We start from the raw sequence: 24,092 nt of genomic DNA on the forward strand, positions 1-24,092 counted from the left end.
ATGGCCGAGTCCGTCGTCCTCCTGGGGGAATTGTGCGCCGCTCCACCACCACCGGCACCACCAGCGCTCTGCTCGCCGCAGCCGTGCTCGCCTCGGCGACGGCGTGCTCCGCGGGCGCGGAGGACGAGGGCAAGCCGAAGGGGACGCCGACGCTCGCCGAGCGGCCCGTGAAGGTGCCCGACACCGTGGTCAGCAGGGCCACCGCGAAGACCGGCAAGGGCACCGCGCGCATAGCCGAGAAGATCCAGCTCGCCAGCGAGGGCAGCAAGTTCACGATCTCGGTGGCGGGGCCGTTCGACCTGGCCGGGGACAGGGGACGGCTGTCCGTGGACCTCCCCGGCGGCGCGATCGACCACATGGACGAGGTCTTCGGCGGCGGCAAGGTGTACCTCCAGCCGCTGGGCAACCTCGGCAAGAAGAAGTGGGCGGTCATCGACCGCGACAAGGCCGAGGCCCACTACCTGCTCCGCGCCCCCGTCAACGACCCCGAGCACGTGCTGCGCCAGATCTCCACGATGCGCGAGGTGGCGAAGGTCGGCACCGAGAAGGTCGGCCGGGCAACCGCCACCCACTACACCGGCACGCTGGACCACAACACGGTGTCGATGCGGCTGGCGGCCACCGTCCGCGCCAAGGTGGACGCGCTCCGGCAGAAGCAGGGCCAGGACCTGCCGGTGGTCGCCGACGCGTGGGTGGACGGGCAGGGGCGGCTGGTGCGGGCCCGGATGTCCTGCCACATGGGCGGCACCACCCTCAGGATCACGATGGACCTGTCCGACTTCGGTGTCGCGGTGAAGGCCCCCGTACCGGACGCCTCCGTCACGGTCCCCGCGCAGGCGACCCAGGGCATCCTGCCGGGCTGACCCTAAGGCCGCGCGCCGGCGCCTACAGCCGCGCCCGGTACGCCCGCATCGCCAGCGGGCAGAACACCGCGGTGATCCCCGCCGCCCACGCCAGCGACCACAGCACCGGGGCCGCGACCTCGCCGCCGATGAGCAGGGCCCGGAAGGCGTCCGCCAGATGGGTCACCGGGTTCACGTCCACCCACACCTGGAGCCAGTTCGGCATGGTCTCCACCCGCACGAACGCGCTGCTGGTGAACGTGATCGGGAAGATGATGGTGAACGCGAAGACCTGCACCTTCTCCGGGTCGCCCGCCAGCATGCCGATGAGGACGGCGGTCCATGACACCGCGGCCGCGAAGGTGACCAGCATCAGCGCCGCGAGCAGCAGGCCCCCGACGCCCCGATGGATGCGGAACCCCAGCAGCATGCCGAGGCCGATCATCAGCAGCATCGCCCACAGCTGCTTGCACAGGTCGGCCGTGATCCGGCCCAGCAGCGGCGCGGACCGGGCGATGGGGAGGCTGCGCAGCCGGTCGAAGACGCCCTTGGTGAGGTCGGAGTTGAGCGCCATGGCCGTGTACATGCTCATGAACAGGGTGTTCTGGACGATGATCCCGGCCAGCGCGTACTGGAGGTAGGCCTTGGGCGACCCGGCCATCTGCCCGCCGAAGACAAAGGCGAACAAGCCCACGAACATGATCGGCGTGATGCTGTAGTCGACGAGCTCCAGCGGGTTGTGCTTGACCGACACCAGGCTCCGCCAGGCCATCGTGCCGGTCTGGCGCAGGGCGGCCAGCGGCCGCACCCGGCCGCCCGCCGAGAGCGGCGCGGTGGCCGCCACGGCCGGCGCGGCGGTCACGGCGCGCTCCCCACCGCCTCGTAGCCACCCCCGGAGTCGGCACGCCCGGAGTCGGCACCCCGGGAGTCGGCGGACCCGTCCCGCGCGCCTCCCTGCCCCGGCCTGCCGCCCGGGCCCGGCCTGTTCCCGCCATCGTTCTCCGGCTCCGGGCGGTGCCCCGTCAGCACCAGGAACACCTCGTCCAGGCTGGAGCGGCGCAGGGCCAGCTCCGCCACCGCGATGTCCGCCTGGTCCAGCCGCCGCACCACGGCGGGCATCAGCGCGGGGTCACCCACCGGGGCGGTGACCAGCTCGCCCTCGATCCGGGTCTGCGGGCCCGCGGCCTCGGCCAGCAGCCCGTGGGTGGCCGCCAGATCGGCCGCGTGCAGCGGCCGCACCTCCAGCACCTGGCCGCCGACCTGCCGCTTGAGCTCGTCCGGGGTGCCCTCGGCGATCACCCGGCCCTTGTCGATCACCACGATGTCGTCGGCGAGCCGATCCGCCTCGTTCAGATACTGGGTGGTGAGCAGCGCCGTCGCGCCCTCGGCGACCAGCCCGCGCAGCATGTCCCACAGCTCGCCGCGGCTGTGCGGGTCGAGTCCGGTGGTCGGTTCATCCAGGAAGAGCACCCGCGGCCGGCCGACCAGGCTCGCCGCGAGATCCAGCCGCCGCCGCATGCCGCCGGAGTACGTCTTCGTGGCCCGGCCCGCCGCGTCGCTCAGCTGGAACCGCTCCAGCAGCTCGGCGGCGCGCCTCCGGGCGGAGCGCCGCGGCATGCCCAGCAGGCGGCCGATCATCAGCAGGTTCTCCGTGCCGGTGAGGTTCTCGTCCACGGCCGCGTACTGTCCGGTGAGCCCGACCATGGAGCGGACCAGGCCCGCCTCCCGCTGCACGTCGTGCCCGCCGACCGCCGCCCGGCCCGCGTCGGGCCGCAGCAGCGTGGCGAAGATCCGCACCGCGGTCGTCTTGCCCGCGCCGTTGGGCCCCAGCATGCCTAGCACCGTCCCCGTGCGGGCCGCGAGATCCACCCCGGCCAGGGCCTCGGTCTTCTTGAACCGCTTGACCAGGCCCTCCGCCTGTATCGCGTACGTCATGGGTGGACCTCCCGCATCCCGACCGCCAGGGCCGCACCCCTCCACTGTGACCCACACCACTGACATTCGGCGCGCCAAGCGGGCCTGCGCCGTCGGAGTGAACCGGGCTCCCCGGGCGTGACCGACCCCACGCCCCGCGGTGTCCGCGCAGCCCCGACAATGAAGGGGTGATCAGCTCTCCAGCGCGCACGACGCAGCGGCGCACCGAGTCGAGTCCGTATGTGGACCTGTCACGCGCGCAGTGGAGCGCGCTGAGAGACAAGACCCCGCTGCCGCTGACCGCGGCGGAGGTGGAGCGGCTGCGCGGCCTGGGCGACGTCATCGACCTCGACGAGGTGCGGGAGGTGTATCTGCCGCTGTCCAGGCTGCTGAATCTGTACGTCGCCGCGACCGGCAGCCTGCGCGGCGCGCTGAACACCTTCCTCGGCGGTACCACGAAGGGCAGCGGCGCCCAGCCCGGCACGCCGTTCGTCATCGGGGTCGCGGGCAGCGTCGCGGTCGGCAAGTCCACCACCGCCCGGCTGCTCCAGGCGCTGCTGGCCCGCTGGCCCGAGCACCCGCGCGTGGAGCTGGTCACCACGGACGGCTTCCTCTACCCCAACGCCGAGCTGTACCGGCGCGGGCTGATGTCCCGCAAGGGCTTTCCCGAGTCCTACGACCGCAGGGCGCTGACCCGGTTCGTGGCCGACGTGAAGGCGGGCAAGGAGGAGGTGTCCGCGCCGGTCTACTCGCATCTGATCTACGACATCGTGCCGGGCGAGCGGCTGACCGTGCACCGCCCCGACATCCTCATCGTCGAGGGCCTGAACGTGCTCCAGCCCGCGCTGCCGGGCACCGACGGCCGCACCCGGGTCGGCCTCGCCGACTTCTTCGACTTCAGCGTCTACGTGGACGCGCGGACCGAGGACATCGAACGCTGGTATCTCGGCCGCTTCCGCAAGCTCCGTGAGACCGCTTTCCAGGACCCGTTCTCGTACTTCCGCAAGTACACCCAGGTCTCGGAGGAGGAGGCGCTGGACTACGCCCGGATGATCTGGCGCACCGTCAACCGCCCCAATCTGGAGGAGAACGTCGCGCCGACCCGGGGCCGGGCGACGCTGGTGCTGCGCAAGGGCCCGGACCACAAGGTCCAGCGCCTCTCGCTGCGCAAGCTGTGACGTTTCCTCACCGGGCTCGGCCCCGGTGCTCGGCCGCCGGACGGGCGGTAGCCCGCCCGGCGGCCGAGGAAACGGACTAGCCCAGCGCGGACTTCACCGTGTCGGCGAGCCGCCCGGCCACCGACCGGGCCTGGTCGATGTCCTGCGCCTCGACCATGACCCGGACCACCGGCTCGGTGCCGGACGGCCGCAGCAGCACCCGGCCGGTGGCGCCCAGTTCCCGCTCCGCGTCCTGGACGGCGGCGCTCAGCTCGGCGGACGAGCCGACCCGGGACTTGTCCACGTCCGGCACGTTGATGATGACCTGCGGCAGCCGCTCCATGACCCCGGCCAGCTCGGCGAGCGGGCGGCCGGTGGCGGCGACCCGGGCCGCCAGCATCAGACCGGTCAGCGTGCCGTCGCCGGTGGTGGCGTGGTCCAGCACGATGACGTGCCCGGACTGCTCACCGCCCAGCGCGTAGCCGTGGCGCTTCATCTCCTCCAGCACATAGCGGTCGCCGACCGCCGTCTGCACCAGCCCGACGCCCTCGCGCTCCATCGCCAGCCGGAAGCCGAGGTTCGACATGACGGTGGCGACCACGGTGTTCTCGCGCAGGCCGCCGGCCTCCCGCAGGGCGAGCGCGAGCACGGCGAGGATCTGGTCACCGTCGATCTCGGCGCCGGTGTGGTCCACGGCCAGGCAGCGGTCGGCGTCCCCGTCGTGCGCCACGCCCAGGTCGGCGCCGTGCTCGACGACGGCGCGCTTGAGCTGGTCCAGATGGGTGGAACCGTAGCCGTCGTTGATGTTGAGGCCATCCGGGTCGGTGCCGATGGTGACGACCTCGGCACCGGCCCGCGCGAACGCCTCCGGAGAGACGCGGGACGCCGCACCGTGCGCCCCGTCGATGACGACCTTCAACCCGTCAAGGCGGTTGGGCAGTACGCCGATCAGGTGCGCGACGTAGTTGTCGAAGCCCTCGTCGTAGGTCCGCACCCGGCCCACGCCCGCGCCGGTCGGCCGGTCCCACGGCTCACCGGAGGCATGCGCCCGGTAGGTCTCCTCTATACGGTCCTCGAGCTCGTCGGCGAGCTTGTGGCCGCCGCGCGCGAAGAACTTGACACCGTTGTCCGGCATCGCGTTGTGGCTGGCGGAGAGCATCACGCCCAGGTCGGCGCCGAGCGCCCCGGTCAGATAGGCCACGGCCGGGGTCGGCAGCACACCCACCCGCAGGACGTCCACACCCGCGCTCCCCAGCCCCGCCACCACGGCGGCCTCCAGGAACTCCCCGGACGCGCGTGGATCCCGTCCGACCACCGCCAGCGGCCGATGGCCCTCGAACGTGCCCACTTCGGCGAGTACATGCGCCGCCGCGACCGACAGGCCGAGCGCCAGCTCCGCCGTCAGGTCGGCGTTGGCGACGCCGCGCACACCGTCCGTACCGAAGAGTCGTCCCACTGCTGTCCTCCGAATTGCGCGGGGGTACGGGTAGCCCCCGGGAGAAAGGTGTCGTGCCGTGAACCGGGGCCTTACGTACAGGTATACGCTCCCCGGCCCCGATAGCCGAACGCCCCGGCAGCACGGTGTGTGCCGCCGGGGCGTCGGTGCAGAGCAGAAGCCGCGATTAGCGCTTGCTGTACTGCGGCGCCTTGCGGGCCTTCTTCAGACCGGCCTTCTTACGCTCGGTGGCGCGGTCGTCGCGGGTCAGGAACCCGGCCTTCTTCAGCGCGCCGCGGTTGTTGTCCACGTCCGCCTCGTTCAGGGCGCGGGCGATGCCCAGACGCAGCGCACCGGCCTGGCCGGAGACGCCGCCACCCGCGATGCGGGCGATGACGTCGTAGCGGTCGTCGAGCTCCAGAACCTTGAACGGCTCGTTGACTTCCTGCTGGTGCACCTTGTTGGGGAAGTACTCCTCAAGGGTGCGACCGTTGATCTTCCACTTGCCGCTGCCCGGCACGATGCGGACACGGGCCACGGCGTTCTTGCGACGGCCGGTGCCGGCGCCCGGCTGCGGCTCGCCGAAGCGGCCCGCGAGCGACTCGCTGGAGTACTCGGTCGCCTCGGACTCGAAGGTGTGGTCGCCCTCGTACTCTTCGACCGGGGTCTCGACCGGGGTCTCGGCGGTGATCTCAGCCACGATTCTCCTCAGATTTCTTTCGTCTTAGGGGGTGGCCGGGACTACTGCGCGACCTGGGTGATCTCGAACGGGACCGGCTGCTGAGCACCGTGCGGGTGCTCGGAGCCTGCGTAGACCTTCAGCTTCGAGAGCATCTGACGGCCCAGGGTGTTCTTCGGGAGCATGCCCTTGACGGCCTTCTCGACGGCCTTCTCGGGGTTCTTGTCGAGCAGCTCGTCGTAGCGGACGGACCGCAGACCACCCGGGAAACCGGAGTGGCGGTAGGCCAGCTTCTGGGTCCGCTTGTTACCGGACAGGTGCACCTTGTCGGCGTTGATGATGATGACGAAGTCACCCATGTCGACGTGGGGCGCGTACACCGGCTTGTGCTTGCCCCTCAGGAGGGACGCGGCCGTCGAGGCCAGACGGCCGAGGACGACGTCCTGGGCGTCGATGACGTGCCACTGGCGCTGGACATCGCCGGGCTTGGGGCTGTACGTACGCACGGTCGTAGCCTTCGCTTCTTCAGTGAGATGGGTCCTGACAAGGCCACCCGGACGATCACGACAGCCTTGGCCGCACTTCGGTGACGCAAACCGAGTGGTAGCCGCTGGTCATCGGCCCGGTGGACCGGCGTAACGGCCTCTCACGTGAGAACGAGCAAGCCAATACGCATAACGAACTGGCAGAATACCGGCCCGCCCCCGGACGGGTCAAAACGGGTCGCACACCAGCGCGCCCGACCTGCTGTTCCCCCGTACGCCACCGGCCGCACGTCACCGCTTCCGGTCGACCCGGGCCTCGTCCCACACCGGCTCCGGGACCTCGCGAACCCGGCCGTCCGCACCGAAGACCAGGAAGCGGTCGAAGGAGCGGGCGAACCAGCGGTCGTGCGTGACCGCCAGCACCGTGCCCTCGTACCGCTCCAGCCCCTCCTGGAGCGCCTCCGCGCTCTCCAGGTCCAGGTTGTCCGTCGGCTCGTCCAGCAGCAGCGCCGTCGTCCCCGCCAGCTCCAGCAGCAGGATCTGGAACCTCGCCTGCTGACCACCGGACAGGCGTTCGAAGCGCTGGTCACCCTGCCGCTCCAGCTCGTAGCGGCGCAGGGCGCTCATCGCGGCCCCGCGGTCCTTGGCGTGCTCGGTCCACAGGATGTCGACGAGGGTGCGGCCCTCCAGTTCCGGGTGGGCATGGGTCTGGGCGAAATGGCCGGGTACGACGCGGGCGCCGAGCTTCCACGCGCCGGTGTGCGCGACTGGATTTTCGGTGTCCCCCGCCAGCAGCCGCAGGAAGTGGGACTTGCCGGAGCCGTTGCTGCCGAGCACCGCGACCCGTTCCCCGTAGAAGACCTCCAGGTCGAAGGGGCGCATCAGGCCGGTCAGCTCCAGCGCCTGGCAGGTGACGGCGCGCACGCCGGTGCGGCCGCCCGCCAGCCGCATGGTGATCTCCTGCCTGCGCGGCGGCTCCGGCGGCGGCCCGGCCTCCTCGAACTTGCGCAGCCGGGTCTTGGCCGCCTGGTAGCGGGAGGCCATCTCGTCGCTGCGCGCCGCGTACTGCCGCATGTCCAGCACCAGCCGCTTGAGCTGCGCGTGCTTCTCGTCCCAGCGCCGCCGCAGCTCCTCGAACCGCTCGAAGCGCTCCTTGCGGGCCTCGTGGTACGTGCCGAAGCCGCCGCCGTGCACCCACACCTCGCTCCCGGCGGGGCTCGGCTCCACGCTGATGATCTTCTCCGCGGCGCGGGCCAGCAGCTCCCGGTCGTGGGAGACGAACAGCACGGTCTTCTTCGTCTCGCGCAGCCGCTCCTCCAGCCAGCGCTTGCCGGGGACGTCCAGATAGTTGTCCGGCTCGTCCAGCAGCAGTACCTCGTCGGGGCCGCGCAGCAGGGACTCCAGCACCAGCCGCTTCTGCTCGCCGCCGGAGAGCGTGCGCACCTGGCGCCACTGGGCCCGCTCGTACGGCACCCCCAGCGCGGCGGTGGTGCACATGTCCCACACCGTCTCGGCCTCGTAGCCGCGGGCCTCCGCCCAGTCGCTGAGCGCCTGCGCGTACTCCATCTGGGCGGCCTCGTCGTCCCGCGTCATGATCGCCAGCTCCGCCGCGTCGACGGCCGCCGCGGCCTGCCGTATGCGGGCGGGCGCGACGGATACCAGCAGGTCGCGCACGGTGCGTTCGTCCCGTACGGACCCGACGAACTGCGGCATCACGCCGAGCCCGCCGCTGACCGTCACCGATCCGCCGTGCGGCCGCAGCTCCCCCGCGATCAGCCGCAGCAGCGTCGTCTTGCCCGCGCCGTTGGCGCCGGCCAGCGCGACCGCGGCGCCCTCCCCGACTCTGAACGACACATCGCCCAGCAGTGCCCGCCCGTCCGGCAGGAAGTACTCCAGATGTGCCGCCTCGACATGCCCCATGAGGGGGGATTCTTCCGGGGCACCCGGCCCGGAACCAACCGGTTTAAGATGCGCGCCATGAGCTTTGGGCAAGGGGGGCCGTACGGGCCTGGGGGGTCTCAGCCGCCGACACCGGACTGGGCGGCGCTCGCCGACGACAGCGCCCGCCGCGGCCGGCGCCGCAAGTGGCTGCTGATCGGCGGTGGCGTCCTCGCGGCGGGGGCCGTCGCCGCGATCGTGGCCACGGCCGTGGTCAGCAGCGACGGCCAGGGCAGCGCTTCCGACAAGGCCAGCGGGCTGCCGACGCCCGAGGCACTGCCGAGCGGGCCCGGGACGCCGGAGCCGAGCTTCTCCGACGTGGCCCCGCCCGCCCCGCCCAACCCGGTCGACATCCTCTCCAGCGCGAAGAAGGACAAGGCCCCGCTCAGCGACCGCACGCTCTTCCCCGACGCGAAGGCGACCGCGAACGACCGCTCGTACGACAAGGGGCTCACCAGCGCCACCAAGAGCTGTGCGACGGCGGCGCAGGGCGCGCTCGGCGGCGTGCTCAACGAGAACGGCTGCCGCCGGTTCTTCCGCGCGACGTACACCAAGGACGGCGTCGCGGTCACCGTCGGCATCGCCGTGTTCGACGACAAGGCGGCGGCCGAGAAGGCGAAGAAGGACGCCAAGCCGAACGTCGCGTCGCTGCCCGGCGGCGGCGTGCCCACCTTCTGCCGCCGGGCGAACTGCATCGCCAGCGCCAACGCCATCGGCCGCTACGCCTACTTCACCATCGCCGGCTACACCTCCGGCAAGGACGTGGCGTCCTCCACCGACCCCAATGCCTCCCAGGCCGGGCGGGACGTCTCCGACTACGCCTTCCGCCGCATCCTGGCGCGCGGCAACGCCCAGGCGTCGGCGGCGGCCGCCGCCGCGGGCGGCTAGGCCGGGGCCAGGGCGCCGCCGCCGAGGCCCAGGACGCCGTCGTCGAGGCCCAGCGCGCTGCCGTCCGGGGCCGGGTCCGCGGCCAGGTCGCGCAGCGCGAGGTAGGCGCGCTGGATGAACCTCCCGTCCAGCGTGGGCGAGGTGTTCGCCACGGCCGCGAGCGCCACGTCCCGCTGCGGGCTGAACCCGACGAGCGAGACGAAGCCCCGCGTACCGCCGGAGTGGAAGTACACGTCGTGGCCGGGCCGCCGCCGTACGTTCCAGAGCAGGCTGATCCGGTCGCCGCCGGCGCGTACGGCGAGCCGGGGGCGGGCCACGTCGGCGAGCGCGGCGCGCAGTGAACCGGGGGCGCCGCCCGCCGCGGTGTCCGGGGCGAGCAGCGCCTCCAGGTAGCGCAGCAGGTCGTGACCGGTGGAGCGGACGGCACCGGCGGCGGCCAGGCCCGGGATGCGCCAGCTCGGGCGGGGGCGGCCGTGCCAGTAGCCCGTCGCCTGGCTCTCGTCGTCGGCGCAGCCGGTGCGGCTCAGGGCCAGCGGGGCCAGGACGCGGTCGGTGAGGAGCTCGGGGAACCCGGCCCCGGCGGCGCGGGCGAGGAGCAGCCCGAGGAGTCCGACCCCGAAGTTGGAGTAGCGCACCCGGGTGCCGGGTGCCGGGTCCGGCCGGGTCCGGGCGAGCGCCGCCAGCAGGTCGCCGGTGCCGAACCCCGCGTAGGGATTGGCGCACCACAGGGGCACCGCCCGCCGCAGGAAGCCCCGCGGCAGCCGGGGCAGGCCGGAGGTGTGGGTGGCCAGGTGCAGCAGGGTGATCCGGCTGCCCGGTCCGGGCGGCACGGCACCACGCGGAAGGAAGCGGGCGATGGGGTCCGTGTAGCGGACCTCGCCGCGGGCGACCATGTCGGCCAGCAGCAGCGCGGTGTAGGTCTTGGTGACGGAACCGAGTTCGAAGCGCGTATGCGGGTCGGCGGCCCGGGCGGCGCCGTCGTGCGCGGTGGTGCCGGTGACGGCCACCACCCGCCGTCCGCCTTGGCGCGCGACGACCACGACGGTGCTGGCCCCGGGCGCGGCGGCGGCCAGCACGGCCAGCAACCGCCCCCCGGCACCGCCGGCACCGACCGGACCCGCCGCACCGCCGCCGGCCGGGTCAGACGCGCGGGAGGGGTCCAGGGCCGCCATGCGGGCGGAGTCCGGAGCCGTCCCACGGGAGGGGTCCGGATCCGCTCCACAGGCGGGGTCCAGGCCCACCAGGCGAGCGAAGTCCGGACCCGCTCCACGGCCGGGCCCCGGCCCCACCCCGGCACCCGCACCAGCACCAGCACCAGATCGCGTACCGCGGACGCCCCGCGCACCCGCGCCGGACCGCCTCATGCGGGGCCGCCGGGCTCCGCCCCGTGGTCGGGCGCGTCACGGTCCGGGGCCGGTGCCCCGGCCAGGGTCCGCGAGACGGCGATGGTCCCCGCGACGGCCGCGACGACGGCGGTGTGCTGGTGGTCGTTGAACCGCTGTTCCGGGTCCTCCGAGACCGGGTCTCCGTCCCGCGGCAGCAGCCCGTCCTCGTGCTGGACCTCTGCCAGCAGCGCCCAGGTCTCCGGGTCGCAGACGGGTTCCCGCAGGCAGCAGCCGACGATCATCAGCTCGGCGACCAGGTCCCACTGGGCGACCTCCCGCCAGATGTCGATCCAGACGGGCACCCACGTCGAGAGGTAGCGGGAGATCTGCCGGGGCAGTCCTTCCGGACGGGCGCCCCAGTCCGTGAGGTGGAAGACCGTGTGCGTCACGGAGTACGCGGTCATCCAGTCGATGGCCCAGGGCTCGGGGGTGGCGCCGAGCCAGGTGGCCTGGGTGAGCCGGACCCAGTCGACGTCGTAGTCGATCCGCGCGACACGGGCCGCGTTGGCGACCGCCAACTTGCGGTTGGGCATGTGCTCGATGGCGCGTACGGAGCGCAGTCCGGCATTGTGCCGCAGCAGGCGTTCCATGCCCTCGTGGCGGTAGCCGGAGCGCGCGAAGTGGGCGTACGTCTCCAGCGGGTCGGTCATCAGCTGGTGGCGCAGCTGGCGTTCGTAGAGCATGTCGCCCTCGCGCAGCTGTACCCAGCTGAAGTCCAACAGCTCCCGCGCGGCCTGGATTTCGGCGCTGCCGGCGGCGGACTCGCGCAGCACGAGGGAGCCCGCCAGGGCGGTCTCCCCGAGCGGCTTGTAGACGCTGTTCGGGTCGCCCAGGTCGGCGGTCGTGTCGGGCGGCAGCGCGCCGAACTCGCAGTGCCTGTGCAGCCAGCCGAGCGCCTTGACGGCGACCTGGTGGGCGATGGCGGTGACGGACGCCGTCATCGGTCCTCCCTCATCCGGTTGCCGAGCAACTCGCGTGCCACCGCGAGGTCGAGGGCCAGGCGCGGGCCGTCGCCGGTGTGCAGCGCGATGTGGTCGAGATACGTCGCGGGGTCGAGCGGCAAGGGGACGCCTTCGTGGTGGACCGCCGCGAGCCACCGGGCCAGCCGGGCGGCGGTCGGGTAGTCGCGGCGGAGCAGGGCGCGGGTGGCACCACGCGCCAGCGCGACCGGGTTGCGCAGGGCGGCGTCCCGTACGGGGCCGTCGACTCCGGGCAGGCTCAGCGGCGACAGCCGGGCCATCGTGGCCGCCCATGGCCGCCAGGGATCCGCGTGGGTGAGGGCGGGGCAGCTCTCGGGTGGGGCGAGTTGGGGCGCGGCGGCGCCGTGCCGGGCGAGCAGCCGCGCGGTGGCCCAGTCGCGCCAGGCGACGGCCCAGTCCTCGACGGGCCCGCGCGGTGGCGGCGACGCGTAGACCGGGGCGGGGAAGACGGCGGCGGCCTGGCTGATGGCCGTCGCGTCCTGCGGGTGCACCGCCGCACCGGTCAGGGCGTGCGGGGCGAGGACGTCCGCGCCGATGACCCGCACGGCGGCGAGCGCCGCCTTCGGATCGGCGCTGCCGTCCACGAACTCGGCGAGCACAGCCGTGCCCCCGACACCCCGGAGGGCATCGAGGACACGACGTGCCAAGGCGGCGGTCGCTTCGGCGTAGACCGCACGAGCGGTCCCTTCAGCGGAGCCCATCAGCGGCGCCCCGTCGCAGGAGCCGGTCTACCGTGCGGGCGTCGAGTGACGCCGACTCGCTCAGCACTCACTTGTCCCTCGGCTCCTTGGGAGACTTCGGCGACAGCAGCAGGAGCAGCAGCAGTGCGCCCTTGGCCTCCGGGGAGTAGAGCGGAGCGTCGCTGATCGTGGTTTCCGGCTCCACCATCAGCGCGTGAGTGGCCTTCATTTCGGGGGGGTCTGCGATGAGGGTTGTCCTCTGAGCAAGCATCAATGCCTCCTCATATCGGCACTTTCGCTCGGCGAGCGAAGCTGACGTGACAAGAAACTACGCCAATGTCCGATATGTCGCACTTTCTGTCACGCTCGGTGACTACCCCCGGAGTTACGCAGGGTGTCCGGCGCGCCGCCGCGCGCCGGACACCCCAGTGATCGCCACCGCCCAACCACCCGCATCGCTCACATAACTGACGTGGCGTCAGAGCGGTCCGCGGCGGTCGTCAGCCCTCGTTCTTGGCGATCGCCTTCTCCAGCTTGGCCACCTGCGCGGCCACCAGCTCCTGCGGGACCTGCGACTTCATCGGGTCGAGCATGTTGAGGCCCATCAGCACCGTCACATGGGCACCGGAGCGCACCGCCTTGACGCTGAACTTGAGGCCGTCGCCGGACATGTCGAACGCCAGCGCCTCGTCGCCCAGCTTTTCCGCCGACTGCGCGGTCACCGCCGTGAACTTCTGCTTCTCGCCGGTGCCGTCGGTGGCGGTGAAGCCGCCCTCGCACTCCTCCACGGCCTTCTTGAGGCCGGCGATCGTCGCCTCGGCGCCGCCAGGAGCGTAGGCGGAGACCCGCAGCATGCCGGAGAAGCTCTGCTTGGTCTTGAAGTCCCCCTTGCCGAGGGTCCGGAAGACCGAATCGGTCGGCTCCGGGGAGAACTTCGTCCCCAGCAGCGCCACCGCCGGCTGGCACGCGGCCTTGTCCGCCTTCGCCGAGCCACCCTCGGCCAGCTCCGCCTTCGACATCTCCTTGATCGCGTAGCCCTTGGCCTTGACGTCGGCCTCGGCCAGCGTGGCCTGCTCCAGCCCGGCCTTGTCCAGCGGCTTGTGCGCCTCGGTGACGGCGGGCTTCTGCGAGCCCTTGCCGGCCGGCTTCTCGTCCTTGGAGTCCTCACAGGCCGTCGCCGTACCCAGCGTCGCCGCCACCGCGGCCGCCAGCACGACGCGCGCCACCGACTTGTTCACGTTCCCGCGCATCTCAGATCGCTCTCTCACTCAGGTGGTCCGCGCCTTCCAGGAGCGGGCAGACGCTGCCGACCAGTGATTACTGGACAGCCCGGCGGCGACCAAAGTTGCCCGGCCCCCGATCACGACACCGTCACGATCCAGCCAGACGCCCCAGCCTTGTCCGAAACAGACCAGTCCGACCCTGTGACGGCGGAAAACACCCGGAGGTTGCCCCTCCGCCCCCAGATGTGGCCCTTCCCCCAACACATGGCGAAACAGGCAACCTTCGCCGTCCCTGCCGGTCTTACCGACCGACCGGACACCGTCCCGACCCCGCCCGGACGTCCCCCGGAAACCATCAGGACAACCCCAGGCAGCCCGAGGCTCCGGAGAGGAGAGCGCGCCACACCGCACCACGGCGCGGCACACCACGATGAAGATCTCTTTCCTTCTGCACAACGCCTACGGCATCGGCGGCACCATCCGCTCCACGTTCAACCTCGCCGGCGCACTGGCGGCCCGGCACACCGTGGAGATCGTCTCCGTGATGCGTACGGCGGCCTCGCCCAGCCTCCCGCTGCACGAGGCCGTGACGATCGTCCCGCTCATCGAACGGCGCCCGGGAGCCCGGTCCAGCGACGCCCGCGACCCCGGGCTGTCCCGTCCCACCGCCCACGTCCCCGCGGCCGAGGCGAACGGCACCAAGAACTTCAACGCCCTCACCGACGAACGCGTCGCCGCGTATCTGGCCGCCACCGACGCGGACGCCGTCATCGCGACCCGCCCCGGACTGGTGATCTACCTCGCCGAGTTCGGCACCGACCGCTATCTGCGGATCGGCCAGGAGCACCGGCTCTACAGCACCCACAAGGCCGACATCCGCGCCGCCTGCGACGCCGCCATCCCCCGCCTGGACGCCTTCACCTCGGTCTCCGAGGCCGACGCGGCCACCCACCGGGCCGAGTTGCCCGACATCGGCACCCGGCTGGTCGGCATCCCCAACGCCGTGCCCGCCACCCCGGTCGAGCCCTCCGACGGCAGCGCGAGACTCGTCGTCGCCGCCGGCCGGCTCATCCCCGTCAAGCGGTACGACCTGCTGGTCGACGCCTGGACCACCGTCGCCGCCCGGCACCCGCAGTGGCGTTTGAGGATCTACGGCCGCGGCCCGCAGCAGGCGGCGCTGCGCAGCCAGATCGACACCCTCGGCCTGGCCGGGCACATCACCCTCATGGGAGCGCACTCCCCCATCGAGACCGAATGGGCCAAGGGCTCCATCGCGGCCGTCACCTCCCGCGAGGAGTCCTTCGGCATGACGATCGTGGAGGCCATGCACTGCGGGGTACCGGTCCTCGCGACCGACTGCCCGCACGGCCCCGGCGAGATCATCACCGACGGCGAGGACGGACTCCTGGTCGCCAACGGCGACCGCGACGCCATCGCCGCGGGTCTCCTCAGGCTGATCGAGGACGACGAGCTGCGCCGCACCATGGGCGAAGCCGCCCGCACCGCGGCCGGGCGTTACGCGCCCGATCGGGTCGCCGCCACGTACGAGCGGCTCCTGGCCGAGCTGTTCGCGCGGCGCGGGACCGCCCCCGCCGACCGGCGCCCGCCGCGCGCGCCCCGGCAACCGCTGGCCGCGACCCTGAAGTCGGCCGTCAAGCAGCTGATCCGCAGACAGCCTCCGCTGCGCCCGGTGGCGTCCTGCCGGGCCGACGCCGACGGGAACCTGACCGTCCTCGTCGAGCCCGCCGGCCTGCACGGCACCGACCTCGAACTCACCCTCACCCGCCGGGGCCAGGGAGACCGGATACGCCTCCCGCTCCGGCGGCCGGACGGCGGGAAGGGGTCGGACGCGCCCTGGACGGCCGTGCTCGACCGCACGGCCCTGTCCGCCGAGGGCGGCCTCGCCGAGGGCCGCTGGGATCTGCACGTCGTACGCCCCGGTGACCGCGCCCGCCGGCGCGTCGTCTCCCGCTACGCCGAGGGCCGCGGCCTGGTGGCCCTCGAGCCGCTGCCCGGCACCCCGTTCGCCTGGTGGGTTCCGTATCCCACCGTCGACGGCTACCTCGCGGTCCGCACCTGGCACCGCCCCGCGCACGCCGAGGCCCGCGACCTCCACGCGACCGCCGACGAGCTCACGGTGGAGGGCACCCTGCACGGGGCCGCCGCCCGGCTGGGTGACGGCGCCGTCGCCGTCGCCACCCCGCGCAAGGGCGCTGACGGCCCCGTCACCGCGCCGGTCACCCTCCTCGCCGACCGGGGTTTCCGGTTCACCGTCCCGTACAAGGAGCTCCACGGCCGCGCCGTGTGGGACCTGACGCTGGCTGACGGCACGCGGGACCCCGCCGATCCGATCCGCGTCGCCCGCCTCATCGGCGACATCGTCGACCGCAACAAGACCGACCTGTACCCGGCGGCCGGCGGCTGCCGCCCGTACTTCACCAAGGCGAGCAACCTGGCGATCACCAGCGAGGAGGCCTGACCGGCCCGGCTGATCCAGCCGGGCCCGGCGGTCAGCAGCAGCCCGCGGCCCCGGGGAGCGACCGCTTGTTGCGGGCCTCCCGGTTACGGGCCGCGAGCTGGTCGTCGGCCGGGTAGCCGACCTCCTCCAGCGTCAGCCCGTGCGGCCGTACCACATGCACCGCGGAGTCCCGGACCCCGGCGGCCAGCACCTTGCCCGGCCAGTCCACCGGCCGGTGCCCGTCGCCCACGAACAGCAGCGCGCCGACCAGCGAGCGCACCATGTTGTGGCAGAACGCGTCGGCCCGCACCGTCGCCGTGACGACGCCGTCCGCGCCCCGCTCCCAGCTCAGGTTCTGCAGGGTGCGGATGGTCGTCGCGCCGTCGCGCCGCTTGCAGTACGCCGCGAAGTCGTGCTCCCCCAGCAGCGGCTGAGAGGCGGCGTTCATCGCGGCCACGTCCAGCGGCCAGTCGTGCCACAGCACGTGGCCGCGCAGCAGCGGGTCGACACCGCCGGGCTGGTCCACCACCCGATAGGCGTAACGCCGCCAGATCGCCGAGAAGCGGGCGTTGAAGCCGGCCGGCGCCTCGGCCACCCGCCATACCCGCACGTCGTGCGAGAGCCGCCCGGCCAGTCGGCGCAGCAGCTTGTCCTGGTGCTCGGCCCACAGCCCCTCGGGCAGGTCGACGTGCGCGACCTGGCCGCGCGCGTGCACACCCGCGTCGGTACGCCCCGCGACCGTCAGCTCATAGGTCTCGGACGAGCGCGTCACCGTACGGATCGCGTCCTCCAGCTCGCCCTGCACGGTGCGCTGCCCGCGCTGCTTGGCCCAGCCGGAGAAGTCCTTGCCGTCGTAGGACAGGTCCAGCCGGATCCGGACGAAGCCGGGTGCCGGGTGGTCGCTCACGTGATGATCCTTTCCCTGCGGAACATGCGGAACGGGCCCGCCCCCAGAAGCTGGGAGCGGGCCCGTACCTCGTGCCTTGAGACAGCTCAGGCTCAGGCGTCCTTCGCGCTGTCACCAGCCGCTTCCGCGGCGGGCTCGGCCGGGGCCTCGGCGGCCTCGTCCTTGGTCAGGTCCGCCTTGGTCTCCTCGGCCTCCTTGACCGCGCGCTTGGTCGCGGCCTCGGCCTCGGCGACGGTCGCCTTCTTGGCGATCTCACCCTCGACCAGCTCGATGACCGCCATCGGGGCGTTGTCGCCACGGCGGTTACCGATCTTGGTGATCCGGGTGTAGCCACCCGGGCGCTCGGCGTAGCGCGGAGCGATCTCGGTGAAGAGCGTGTGCACGATGCCCTTGTCCGTGATCGTCTGCAGCACCAGGCGACGGTTGTGGATGTCGCCCTTCTTCGCCTTGGTGATGAGCTTCTCCGCGACCGGACGCAGGCGGCGGGCCTTCGCCTCGGTCGTGGTGATGCGGCCGTGCTCGAACAGCGACTTCGCGAGGTTCGCGAGGAGCAGACGCTCGTGCGCGGCGCTGCCGCCCAGACGGGCACCCTTGGCGGGCTTCGGCATGGTTTCTCCTTGTGATCTGCACCGGCCGTGTCAGGTACCGGTGTCAGTTACCGACGGGCGGGTGCCCGCCGGAAGTGTCAGTACTGCTCGGTCTCGACGAACCCGGCGTCGCCCTCGTCGTCGGCGCCGAAGGCGTCGGCGGCGGCGGTCGGGTCGAATCCGGGCGGGCTGTCCTTGAGGGCCAGGCCCATGCCGGCCAGCTTCGCCTTGACCTCGTCGATCGACTTCGCGCCGAAGTTGCGGATGTCGAGCAGGTCGGCCTCGGAGCGGGCGACGAGCTCACCCACGGAGTGGATGCCCTCGCGCTTGAGGCAGTTGTAGGAGCGGACGGTGAGCTCCAGCTCCTCGATCGGCAGCGCCAGGTCGGCGGCGAGCGCGGCGTCCGTCGGGGACGGGCCCATGTCGATGCCCTCGGCGTCGACGTTCAGCTCGCGGGCCAGGCCGAACAGCTCGACCAGGGTCTTACCGGCGGACGCCATGGCGTCGCGCGGCCGCATGGCCTGCTTGGTCTCGACGTCGACGATCAGCTTGTCGAAGTCGGTGCGCTGCTCGACACGGGTCGCCTCGACCTTGTAGGTGACCTTGAGCACCGGCGAGTAGATGGAGTCGACCGGGATCCGGCCGATCTCCTGGCCCACCTGCTTGTTCTGGACGGCGGAGACGTAGCCGCGACCGCGCTCGACGGTCAGCTCCATCTCCAGCTTGCCCTTGCCGTTCAGCGTGGCCAGGACCAGGTCGGGGTTGTGCACCTCGACACCGGCCGGCGGGGCGATGTCGGCGGCGGTGACCAGGCCCGGACCCTGCTTGCGCAGGTACATCACGACCGGCTCGTCGTGCTCCGAGGAGACGACCAGCTGCTTGATGTTGAGGATGAGGTCGGTGACGTCCTCCTTGACGCCCGGCACGGTGGTGAACTCGTGCAGGACCCCGTCGATCCGGATGCTGGTGACAGCGGCACCGGGGATCGAGGAGAGGAGCGTACGACGCAGAGAGTTGCCGAGGGTGTAGCCGAAGCCCGGCTCCAGCGGCTCGATCACGAACCGGGAGCGGTACTCGTCCACGACCTCTTCGGTCAGGGAGGGACGCTGAGCGATAAGCATGCTGCTTTTCCTTCAGTTTGCGGCGCCCGCTATTTGACGCCGTCGGCACTGACAAGGGTACGGGCGGTACGGCGCGACTACGAGGAATCGCGCCATACCGCCCGAGACCGTGACCCCTACTACTTCGAGTAGAGCTCGACGATCAGCTGCTCCTGCACCTGGGTGTCGATCACCTGGCGCTCGGGCAGGTTGTGCACGAGGATCCGCAGCCGGGACGGAATGGCCTCCAGCCACGCCGGCACCGTGCGCTCGCCCGCCTCGGCCTGAGCCACCTGGAAGGGGGTCAGGGTCCGGGACTTCGGGCGGACCTCGATGATGTCGTTCACGGCGACGCGGGCCGACGGGATGTCGGTCTTCACGCCGTTCACGGTGAAGTGGCCGTGCCGCACCAGCTGACGGGCGTGGTCCCGGGACTTGGCGAAGCCCGCCCGGTACACCACGTTGTCAAGGCGGCTCTCGAGGATGCGAAGCAGGTTCTCACCGGTCTTGCCGGTCTTCTGGTTCGCCTCCGCGTAGTAGCCACGGAACTGCTTCTCCAGGACACCGTAGATACGCGCCGCCTTCTGCTTCTCACGCATCTGGAGGAGGTACTCGCTGTCCTTGGTGCGCCCGCGTCCGTGCTCACCCGGGGGGTAAGGACGGATCTCGATCGGGCACTTCGCGCTCTCGCACTTGCTCCCCTTGAGGAAGAGCTTCTGCTTCTCCCGACGGCAACGCTTGCAGTCGGCCCCGGTGTAACGCGCCATTGTTTATTTGTCTCCTAGATCAGCGGGGTGATCAGACCCGGCGCCGCTTCGGAGGGCGGCACCCGTTGTGCGGGGTCGGCGTCACGTCCTGGATCGAGCCCACCTCGAGGCCGGTGGCCTGGAGCGAGCGGATCGCGGTCTCACGGCCGGAGCCCGGACCCTTGACGAACACGTCGACCTTGCGCATGCCGTGCTCCTGCGCGCGGCGGGCGGCCGACTCGGCGGCCATCTGCGCGGCGAACGGAGTCGACTTGCGCGAGCCCTTGAAGCCGACGTGGCCGGCAGAGGCCCAAGAGATCACGTTCCCGGTCGGGTCGGTGATCGAGACGATGGTGTTGTTGAACGTGCTCTTGATGTGAGCGTGCCCGTGGGCGACGTTCTTCTTCTCCTTGCGGCGCACCTTCTTGGCGCCGGCCTGACGGCCCTTCGGAGGCATAAGCTTCGCTATCTCCTGTGGAGGTGGTCGGTCCTACAGCTGGACCGCTAACTGTGCGGAGATCCGGAGGTCGCCCCCGGAACACCGCAGTGCGTCCGCTGTGGACTACTTCTTGCCCGGCTTCTTCTTGCCGGCGATGGCGCGACGCGGGCCCTTGCGGGTGCGGGCGTTGGTGCTGGTGCGCTGGCCGTGGACCGGCAGGCCACGGCGGTGACGCAGACCCTGGTAGCAGCCGATCTCGACCTTGCGGCGGATGTCGGCCTGAACCTCACGACGGAGGTCACCCTCGGTCTTGATGTTGGCGTCCACGTACTCGCGGATCTTGACCAGGTCCTCTTCGGCCAGGTCGCGAACGCGGGTGTCCGGGTTGACGCCGGTGGCGGCGAGGGTCTCCTTGGCCAGGGTGCGGCCAATACCGAAGACGTAGGTGAGGGCGACCTCCACACGCTTTTCGCGCGGGATGTCAACACCTGAAACGCGTGCCATTCAATGGCTCCTGTTGGTGTTCGGGGGTCTTCCGCAGAACCGATCCCGGCCACGCCCCGCCACTACGGGCAGTGAGGCGCTCTCCCGGGTCTCCGGCCCCCGCCGGAGGTGTCGCCAGCCGTGGCTGGACGGGCGCTGCGTATGTACGTGTTTGCTCGCGTCGCGCGAAGAACTGCGAAAAGTGCAGGTCGGTCGGCGTGCGTCAGCCCTGGCGCTGCTTGTGGCGCAGGTTGTCGCAGATGACCATGACCCGGCCGTGGCGGCGGATCACCTTGCACTTGTCGCAGATCTTCTTGACGCTCGGCTTGACCTTCATGGGATGTGAGGTTCTCCGGGTCGTGAGATCTACTTGTAGCGGTAGACGATCCGTCCGCGGGTGAGGTCGTACGGAGACAGCTCCACGACCACCCGGTCATCGGGCAGGATGCGGATGTAGTGCATGCGCATCTTGCCGCTGATGTGCGCGAGGACCTTGTGACCGTTCTGCAGCTCCACCTTGAACATAGCGTTCGGCAGAGACTCGATCACGGTGCCCTCGATTTCGATGGCGCCTTGCTTCTTGGCCATGTCCTGCTTTCGGGATCGGCTACCTTGATCAGCTCACGGCATGCCGAAGGGCATACGTGAGCCGACGTGTCAGTCTACGTCAGGGCGTCCCGAAACACGAATCCGGGGCAGCATGCCCGGATCGGAAGATCATTAAGCAAGAGGATGCGGCCCACTACAGGGCGCGGCTCATCAGGCCAGAGGGTCGGGCGCGGCCTCGATGCCGTACTCCGCCAGCTTCGCCTTGCCGCCGTCCACGGCGGTCAGCACCAGCGGGCCCTCCTCGGTCAGCGCCACCGAGTGCTCCCAGTGGCTGGACCAGGTGCCGTCGTCCGTCTTCACGGTCCAGTCGTCCGACAGGACGTGGGTCTTCGCCGTGCCGAGGCTGACCATCGGCTCGATCGCGATGCAGAAGCCGGGCACCAGCTTGGGGCCCTTGCCGCGCTTGCGCGAGACGTAGTTCAGCAGGTGCGGGTCCATGTGCATCTCGCTGCCGATGCCGTGGCCGCCGTAGTCCTCGATGATCCCGTACTTCCCGGAGGCGGGCAGCGGCTGCCGGCGGATGTAGCCCTCGATGGCCCGGGAGATGTCGACCAGCCGGTTGCCCTTGCGGACCGCGGCGATCCCGGCCCACATCGACTCCTCGGTGACCCGGCTCAGCTCGTGCAGCTCCGGAGCGTGACCGGTGCCCACGAAAGCGGTGAAGGCGGCGTCGCCGTGCCAGCCGTCGATGATCGCGCCAGCGTCGATCGAGATGATGTCGCCGTCCTTCAGCACCGTCTCCCGGTCGGGGATGCCGTGCACCACGACCTCGTTCACCGAGGTGCAGATGGTGGCGGGGAACCCGCCGTACCCCAGGAAGTTCGACTTCGCGCCGTGGTCGGCGATCACCTTGCGGGCGACGTCGTCCAGGTCCTTGGTGGTGGCCCCCGGCACGGCGGCCTCGCGGCACGCCTGGTGGATGGCCGCGACGACCAGCCCGGCCGCGCGCATCTTCGCGATCTGCTCCGGGTTCTTGATCTCCACCATGGGGGTGCCTTCCAACGCTCGCTGGTGTTCGGCCGCCCGGCGCCCGCCGGACGCGGCCTTTCTCAACAGTACGGCCGCGACGCCCCTGGGGGCACCGCGGCCGTCCGGCCGGCTAGGGGCTCAGGCCGCCTGGCCCTTGTCCTTGTCCGGCAGGGCCTCCATGGCCCGCTCGGTCACCTCGGCGACCTTGCCCAGCGCCGAGATCGTCACGACCAGGTCCTGGGCCTTGTAGTAGTCGATGATCGGCTCCGTCTGGGTGTGGTACACGTCCAGGCGGTTGCGGACCGTCTCCTCGGAGTCGTCGGCACGCTGGTAGAGCTCGCCGCCGCAGACGTCGCAGACGCCCTCGCGCTTGGGTGCCGAGTACGTCACGTGGAAGACGTGGCTGGAGTCGTTGCGGCAGATACGCCGACCGGCGATCCGCTTGACGACCTCGTCCTCGGGGACCTCCAGGTCCAGCACCGCGTCCAGCTTCATGTCCTCGGACCGCAGCATCTCGTCCAGCGCCTCGGCCTGCGAGACGTTGCGCGGGAAGCCGTCGAGCAGGAAGCCGTTCACGGCGTCCGGCTGGGACATCCGGTCCTTGGCCATGCCGATGGTGACCTCGTCGGGGACCAGGTCGCCGGCGTCCATGTACGCCTTGGCCTGCTTGCCCAGGTCGGTGCCCTGGCTGATGTTGGCCCGGAAGAGGTCGCCCGTGGAGATGTGCGGGATGGCGAGGTTCTTGGCCAGGTACGCGGCCTGCGTACCCTTGCCAGCCCCAGGAGGCCCGACGAGGACGATTCGCATCAGCGGAGGAACCCTTCGTAGTGTCGCTGCTGAAGCTGGCTCTCGATCTGCTTCACGGTCTCCAGGCCGACGCCCACGATGATGAGGATGCTGGTACCGCCGAACGGGAAGTTCTGATTGGCGTTGAGCGTCACCAGTGCCACCGTGGGCACCAGGGCGATCAACCCCAGATAGAGAGAGCCGGGCCACGTGATGCGGTTCAACACGTAGCTCAGGTACTCCGCAGTGGGACGACCAGCCCGAATACCCGGGATGAAGCCACCATACTTCTTCATGTTGTCGGCAACTTCTTCGGGGTTGAAGGAGATGGCCACATAGAAGAACGCGAAGAAGACGATCAGCAGGAAGTACGTGACGATGTAAACCGGGTGGTCGCCGGTGGTGAAGTTCCGCTCGATCCAGTTCGCCCAGCCCGCGTCGGATCCGCTGAACTGCACGATCAGGGCCGGGATGTAGAGCAGCGACGACGCGAAGATGACGGGAATCACACCCGCCTGGTTGACCTTCAGCGGAATGTAGGTCGACGTACCGCCGTAGGAACGGCGGCCGATCATGCGCTTCGCGTACTGCACCGGAATCCGGCGCTGCGCCTGCTCGACGAAGACCACCAGGCCGACCATGGCCAGACCGCAGGCGATCACCAGGCCGAACTCCAGCCAGCCGTCCATGATCTTGCCCGACTGCTTGATGCTCCACAGCCCGGACGGGAAGCCCGCGGCGATGGCGACGAACATCAGGATGGACATGCCGTTCCCGATGCCGCGGTCGGTGATCAGCTCACCGAGCCACATGACCACCGCGGTGCCCGCGGTCATCGTGATGACCATCGTGACGGTCGCGAAGATGGACCGGTCGGCGACGATGTCCCCGCTCACGGTGCAGCCGGAGAAGAGCGAACCGCTGCGGGCGGTGGCCACCAGACCGGTGCCCTGGAGGATCGCCAGCGCGACGGTGAGATAACGGGTGTACTGCGTGATCTTCGCCTGGCCGGCCTGGCCCTCCTTCTTGAGGGCTTCGAGGCGCGGAATGACCACCGTCAGCAGCTGGAGGATGATGCTCGCCGTGATGTACGGCATGATCCCGAGCGCGAAGATGGTGATCTGCAGCAGCGCACCACCGCTGAACATGTTCACCAGGCCGAAGAGGCCCTGATTGGCCTCCGCCTCGTCCATGCACTTCTGGACGCTCTTGTAGTCGATTCCCGGCACCGGGATGTGCGTCCCGAACCGGTACAACAAGATGATGCCCAGCGTAAACAGCAGCTTCTTGCGCAGGTCGGGCGTCTTGAACGCCCGGGCGAACGCGGTGAGCACGGTGCCTCCTGCGGCTCCCGCGTGCATAGCGCGAGAGGTGACGGTCTTGAGGATCGACGAATACAAAT

At 70.9% G+C, this 24,092-nt stretch carries 26 protein-coding genes; 4 read left to right on the forward strand and 22 right to left on the reverse strand.

The window, feature by feature from the left end; all coding sequences use genetic code 11:
* Positions 1-32 precede the first annotated feature (32 nt).
* A complete protein-coding gene (locus ACQUSR_RS13050) occupies positions 33-863 on the forward strand; it encodes a hypothetical protein (RefSeq protein ID WP_431042752.1) in 831 nt (276 codons plus the stop codon).
* Positions 864-885: 22 nt separating this feature from the next.
* Here ACQUSR_RS13050 and ACQUSR_RS13055 read toward each other — a convergent pair whose 3' ends face one another.
* Complete coding sequence (locus tag ACQUSR_RS13055; RefSeq protein ID WP_431042753.1) at positions 886-1,704, reverse strand: ABC transporter permease; 819 nt, start codon at positions 1,702-1,704, stop codon at positions 886-888.
* Positions 1,701-2,777 (reverse strand): ATP-binding cassette domain-containing protein, encoded by a 1,077-nt coding sequence (locus tag ACQUSR_RS13060; RefSeq protein WP_431042754.1) that lies wholly within the window; start codon positions 2,775-2,777, stop codon positions 1,701-1,703. The genes ACQUSR_RS13055 and ACQUSR_RS13060 overlap by 4 nt, the downstream gene beginning before the upstream one ends.
* 167 nt (positions 2,778-2,944) lie before the next feature.
* On the opposite strand from ACQUSR_RS13060, the gene coaA reads away from it, so the two are divergent.
* Positions 2,945-3,934: a type I pantothenate kinase gene (gene coaA / locus ACQUSR_RS13065; protein ID WP_431042755.1), complete on the forward strand. Its 990-nt coding sequence runs from the start codon at positions 2,945-2,947 to the stop codon at positions 3,932-3,934.
* Positions 3,935-4,010: 76 nt separating this feature from the next.
* Here coaA and glmM read toward each other — a convergent pair whose 3' ends face one another.
* The 4 genes from glmM to ACQUSR_RS13085 form a co-directional block, all read right to left on the reverse strand.
* The gene (gene glmM / locus ACQUSR_RS13070) at positions 4,011-5,369 is read right to left on the reverse strand and encodes a phosphoglucosamine mutase (RefSeq protein ID WP_431042756.1); all 1,359 of its coding nucleotides are present in this window, start codon (positions 5,367-5,369) and stop codon (positions 4,011-4,013) included.
* Between the two features lie 166 nt (positions 5,370-5,535).
* The gene (rpsI, locus tag ACQUSR_RS13075) at positions 5,536-6,048 is read right to left on the reverse strand and encodes a 30S ribosomal protein S9 (protein ID WP_431042757.1); all 513 of its coding nucleotides are present in this window, start codon (positions 6,046-6,048) and stop codon (positions 5,536-5,538) included.
* Between the two features lie 41 nt (positions 6,049-6,089).
* The gene (gene rplM / locus ACQUSR_RS13080) at positions 6,090-6,533 is read right to left on the reverse strand and encodes a 50S ribosomal protein L13 (protein ID WP_304463394.1); all 444 of its coding nucleotides are present in this window, start codon (positions 6,531-6,533) and stop codon (positions 6,090-6,092) included.
* A gap of 270 nt (positions 6,534-6,803) precedes the next feature.
* A complete protein-coding gene (locus ACQUSR_RS13085; RefSeq protein ID WP_431042758.1) occupies positions 6,804-8,432 on the reverse strand; it encodes an ATP-binding cassette domain-containing protein in 1,629 nt (542 codons plus the stop codon).
* Positions 8,433-8,489: 57 nt separating this feature from the next.
* Here ACQUSR_RS13085 and ACQUSR_RS13090 point away from each other — a divergent pair, with 57 nt between their 5' ends.
* Positions 8,490-9,338, forward strand: a complete 849-nt coding sequence (locus ACQUSR_RS13090; RefSeq protein WP_431042759.1) for a hypothetical protein — start codon at positions 8,490-8,492, stop codon at positions 9,336-9,338.
* On the opposite strand, the gene ACQUSR_RS13095 is transcribed toward ACQUSR_RS13090, so the two are convergent.
* From ACQUSR_RS13095 to ACQUSR_RS13115, 5 genes are all read right to left on the reverse strand, one after another.
* Entirely contained in the window at positions 9,335-10,510 is a 1,176-nt protein-coding gene (locus tag ACQUSR_RS13095; RefSeq protein ID WP_431042760.1) for a serine hydrolase domain-containing protein, read from the reverse strand. The genes ACQUSR_RS13090 and ACQUSR_RS13095 overlap by 4 nt on opposite strands.
* Positions 10,511-10,698: 188 nt before the next feature.
* Positions 10,699-11,664, reverse strand: coding sequence for a DUF6895 family protein (locus ACQUSR_RS13100; protein ID WP_431042761.1), 966 nt, complete (start codon positions 11,662-11,664; stop codon positions 10,699-10,701).
* On the reverse strand, positions 11,661-12,404 hold the full coding sequence (locus ACQUSR_RS13105) for a hypothetical protein (RefSeq protein WP_431042762.1): 744 nt from the start codon (positions 12,402-12,404) through the stop codon (positions 11,661-11,663). Before ACQUSR_RS13105 ends, ACQUSR_RS13100 begins: the two co-directional genes overlap by 4 nt.
* Before the next feature lie 67 nt (positions 12,405-12,471).
* Positions 12,472-12,612 (reverse strand): hypothetical protein, encoded by a 141-nt coding sequence (locus tag ACQUSR_RS13110; protein WP_304463388.1) that lies wholly within the window; start codon positions 12,610-12,612, stop codon positions 12,472-12,474.
* Positions 12,613-12,883: 271 nt separating this feature from the next.
* A complete protein-coding gene (locus ACQUSR_RS13115; RefSeq protein WP_431042763.1) occupies positions 12,884-13,633 on the reverse strand; it encodes a hypothetical protein in 750 nt (249 codons plus the stop codon).
* A 403-nt stretch (positions 13,634-14,036) separates the two neighbouring features.
* Between ACQUSR_RS13115 and ACQUSR_RS13120 the strand changes: the two genes are divergently transcribed.
* Complete coding sequence (locus tag ACQUSR_RS13120; protein WP_431042764.1) at positions 14,037-16,085, forward strand: glycosyltransferase family 4 protein; 2,049 nt, start codon at positions 14,037-14,039, stop codon at positions 16,083-16,085.
* A gap of 31 nt (positions 16,086-16,116) precedes the next feature.
* Here the strand turns inward: ACQUSR_RS13120 and truA are convergent, their stop codons facing one another.
* From truA to secY, 11 genes are all read right to left on the reverse strand, one after another.
* The gene (gene truA / locus ACQUSR_RS13125; protein ID WP_431042765.1) at positions 16,117-16,971 is read right to left on the reverse strand and encodes a tRNA pseudouridine(38-40) synthase TruA; all 855 of its coding nucleotides are present in this window, start codon (positions 16,969-16,971) and stop codon (positions 16,117-16,119) included.
* Positions 16,972-17,063: 92 nt separating this feature from the next.
* Positions 17,064-17,579, reverse strand: a complete 516-nt coding sequence (gene rplQ, locus ACQUSR_RS13130; RefSeq protein WP_431042766.1) for a 50S ribosomal protein L17 — start codon at positions 17,577-17,579, stop codon at positions 17,064-17,066.
* 77 nt (positions 17,580-17,656) lie between these two features.
* The gene (locus ACQUSR_RS13135) at positions 17,657-18,679 is read right to left on the reverse strand and encodes a DNA-directed RNA polymerase subunit alpha (protein ID WP_304463383.1); all 1,023 of its coding nucleotides are present in this window, start codon (positions 18,677-18,679) and stop codon (positions 17,657-17,659) included.
* A 119-nt stretch (positions 18,680-18,798) separates the two neighbouring features.
* Positions 18,799-19,425, reverse strand: a complete 627-nt coding sequence (gene rpsD, locus ACQUSR_RS13140) for a 30S ribosomal protein S4 (RefSeq protein ID WP_304463382.1) — start codon at positions 19,423-19,425, stop codon at positions 18,799-18,801.
* 31 nt (positions 19,426-19,456) lie between these two features.
* Positions 19,457-19,861, reverse strand: coding sequence for a 30S ribosomal protein S11 (gene rpsK / locus ACQUSR_RS13145; RefSeq protein ID WP_014144338.1), 405 nt, complete (start codon positions 19,859-19,861; stop codon positions 19,457-19,459).
* Between the two features lie 105 nt (positions 19,862-19,966).
* The gene (gene rpsM, locus ACQUSR_RS13150; RefSeq protein WP_304463381.1) at positions 19,967-20,347 is read right to left on the reverse strand and encodes a 30S ribosomal protein S13; all 381 of its coding nucleotides are present in this window, start codon (positions 20,345-20,347) and stop codon (positions 19,967-19,969) included.
* A 202-nt stretch (positions 20,348-20,549) separates the two neighbouring features.
* Positions 20,550-20,663, reverse strand: a complete 114-nt coding sequence (gene rpmJ, locus ACQUSR_RS13155) for a 50S ribosomal protein L36 (protein WP_003956441.1) — start codon at positions 20,661-20,663, stop codon at positions 20,550-20,552.
* Between the two features lie 29 nt (positions 20,664-20,692).
* Positions 20,693-20,914, reverse strand: coding sequence for a translation initiation factor IF-1 (gene infA, locus ACQUSR_RS13160; RefSeq protein WP_003956442.1), 222 nt, complete (start codon positions 20,912-20,914; stop codon positions 20,693-20,695).
* A gap of 171 nt (positions 20,915-21,085) precedes the next feature.
* Entirely contained in the window at positions 21,086-21,922 is an 837-nt protein-coding gene (gene map, locus ACQUSR_RS13165; RefSeq protein ID WP_431042767.1) for a type I methionyl aminopeptidase, read from the reverse strand.
* A 120-nt stretch (positions 21,923-22,042) separates the two neighbouring features.
* Positions 22,043-22,711, reverse strand: coding sequence for an adenylate kinase (locus tag ACQUSR_RS13170; RefSeq protein WP_431042768.1), 669 nt, complete (start codon positions 22,709-22,711; stop codon positions 22,043-22,045).
* Entirely contained in the window at positions 22,711-24,024 is a 1,314-nt protein-coding gene (secY, locus tag ACQUSR_RS13175; protein ID WP_431047554.1) for a preprotein translocase subunit SecY, read from the reverse strand. Before secY ends, ACQUSR_RS13170 begins: the two co-directional genes overlap by 1 nt.
* Between the last annotated feature and the right edge of the window lie 68 nt (positions 24,025-24,092).

The organism is Streptomyces sp. P1-3, assembly GCF_050613155.1.
In the GTDB taxonomy this organism is placed as follows: Bacteria; Actinomycetota; Actinomycetes; order Streptomycetales; family Streptomycetaceae; genus Streptomyces.

Excerpts from the sequence above, each read along its gene's own strand:
- ACQUSR_RS13060 (WP_431042754.1), bottom strand. The coding sequence starts at position 2,777 with ATGACGTACGCGATACAGGCGGAGGGCCTGGTCAAGCGGTTCAAGAAG.
- ACQUSR_RS13085 (WP_431042758.1), bottom strand. The coding sequence starts at position 8,432 with ATGGGGCATGTCGAGGCGGCACATCTGGAGTACTTCCTGCCGGACGGG.
- ACQUSR_RS13090 (WP_431042759.1), top strand. The coding sequence starts at position 8,490 with ATGAGCTTTGGGCAAGGGGGGCCGTACGGGCCTGGGGGGTCTCAGCCG.
- ACQUSR_RS13095 (WP_431042760.1), bottom strand. The coding sequence starts at position 10,510 with ATGGCGGCCCTGGACCCCTCCCGCGCGTCTGACCCGGCCGGCGGCGGT.
- ACQUSR_RS13100 (WP_431042761.1), bottom strand. The coding sequence starts at position 11,664 with ATGACGGCGTCCGTCACCGCCATCGCCCACCAGGTCGCCGTCAAGGCG.
- ACQUSR_RS13105 (WP_431042762.1), bottom strand. The coding sequence starts at position 12,404 with ATGGGCTCCGCTGAAGGGACCGCTCGTGCGGTCTACGCCGAAGCGACC.
- ACQUSR_RS13110 (WP_304463388.1), bottom strand. The coding sequence starts at position 12,612 with ATGAAGGCCACTCACGCGCTGATGGTGGAGCCGGAAACCACGATCAGC.
- ACQUSR_RS13115 (WP_431042763.1), bottom strand. The coding sequence starts at position 13,633 with ATGCGCGGGAACGTGAACAAGTCGGTGGCGCGCGTCGTGCTGGCGGCC.
- ACQUSR_RS13120 (WP_431042764.1), top strand. The coding sequence starts at position 14,037 with ATGAAGATCTCTTTCCTTCTGCACAACGCCTACGGCATCGGCGGCACC.
- rplQ (WP_431042766.1), bottom strand. The coding sequence starts at position 17,579 with ATGCCGAAGCCCGCCAAGGGTGCCCGTCTGGGCGGCAGCGCCGCGCAC.
- ACQUSR_RS13135 (WP_304463383.1), bottom strand. The coding sequence starts at position 18,679 with ATGCTTATCGCTCAGCGTCCCTCCCTGACCGAAGAGGTCGTGGACGAG.
- rpsD (WP_304463382.1), bottom strand. The coding sequence starts at position 19,425 with ATGGCGCGTTACACCGGGGCCGACTGCAAGCGTTGCCGTCGGGAGAAG.
- rpsK (WP_014144338.1), bottom strand. The coding sequence starts at position 19,861 with ATGCCTCCGAAGGGCCGTCAGGCCGGCGCCAAGAAGGTGCGCCGCAAG.
- rpsM (WP_304463381.1), bottom strand. The coding sequence starts at position 20,347 with ATGGCACGCGTTTCAGGTGTTGACATCCCGCGCGAAAAGCGTGTGGAG.
- rpmJ (WP_003956441.1), bottom strand. The coding sequence starts at position 20,663 with ATGAAGGTCAAGCCGAGCGTCAAGAAGATCTGCGACAAGTGCAAGGTG.
- infA (WP_003956442.1), bottom strand. The coding sequence starts at position 20,914 with ATGGCCAAGAAGCAAGGCGCCATCGAAATCGAGGGCACCGTGATCGAG.
- map (WP_431042767.1), bottom strand. The coding sequence starts at position 21,922 with ATGGTGGAGATCAAGAACCCGGAGCAGATCGCGAAGATGCGCGCGGCC.
- ACQUSR_RS13170 (WP_431042768.1), bottom strand. The coding sequence starts at position 22,711 with ATGCGAATCGTCCTCGTCGGGCCTCCTGGGGCTGGCAAGGGTACGCAG.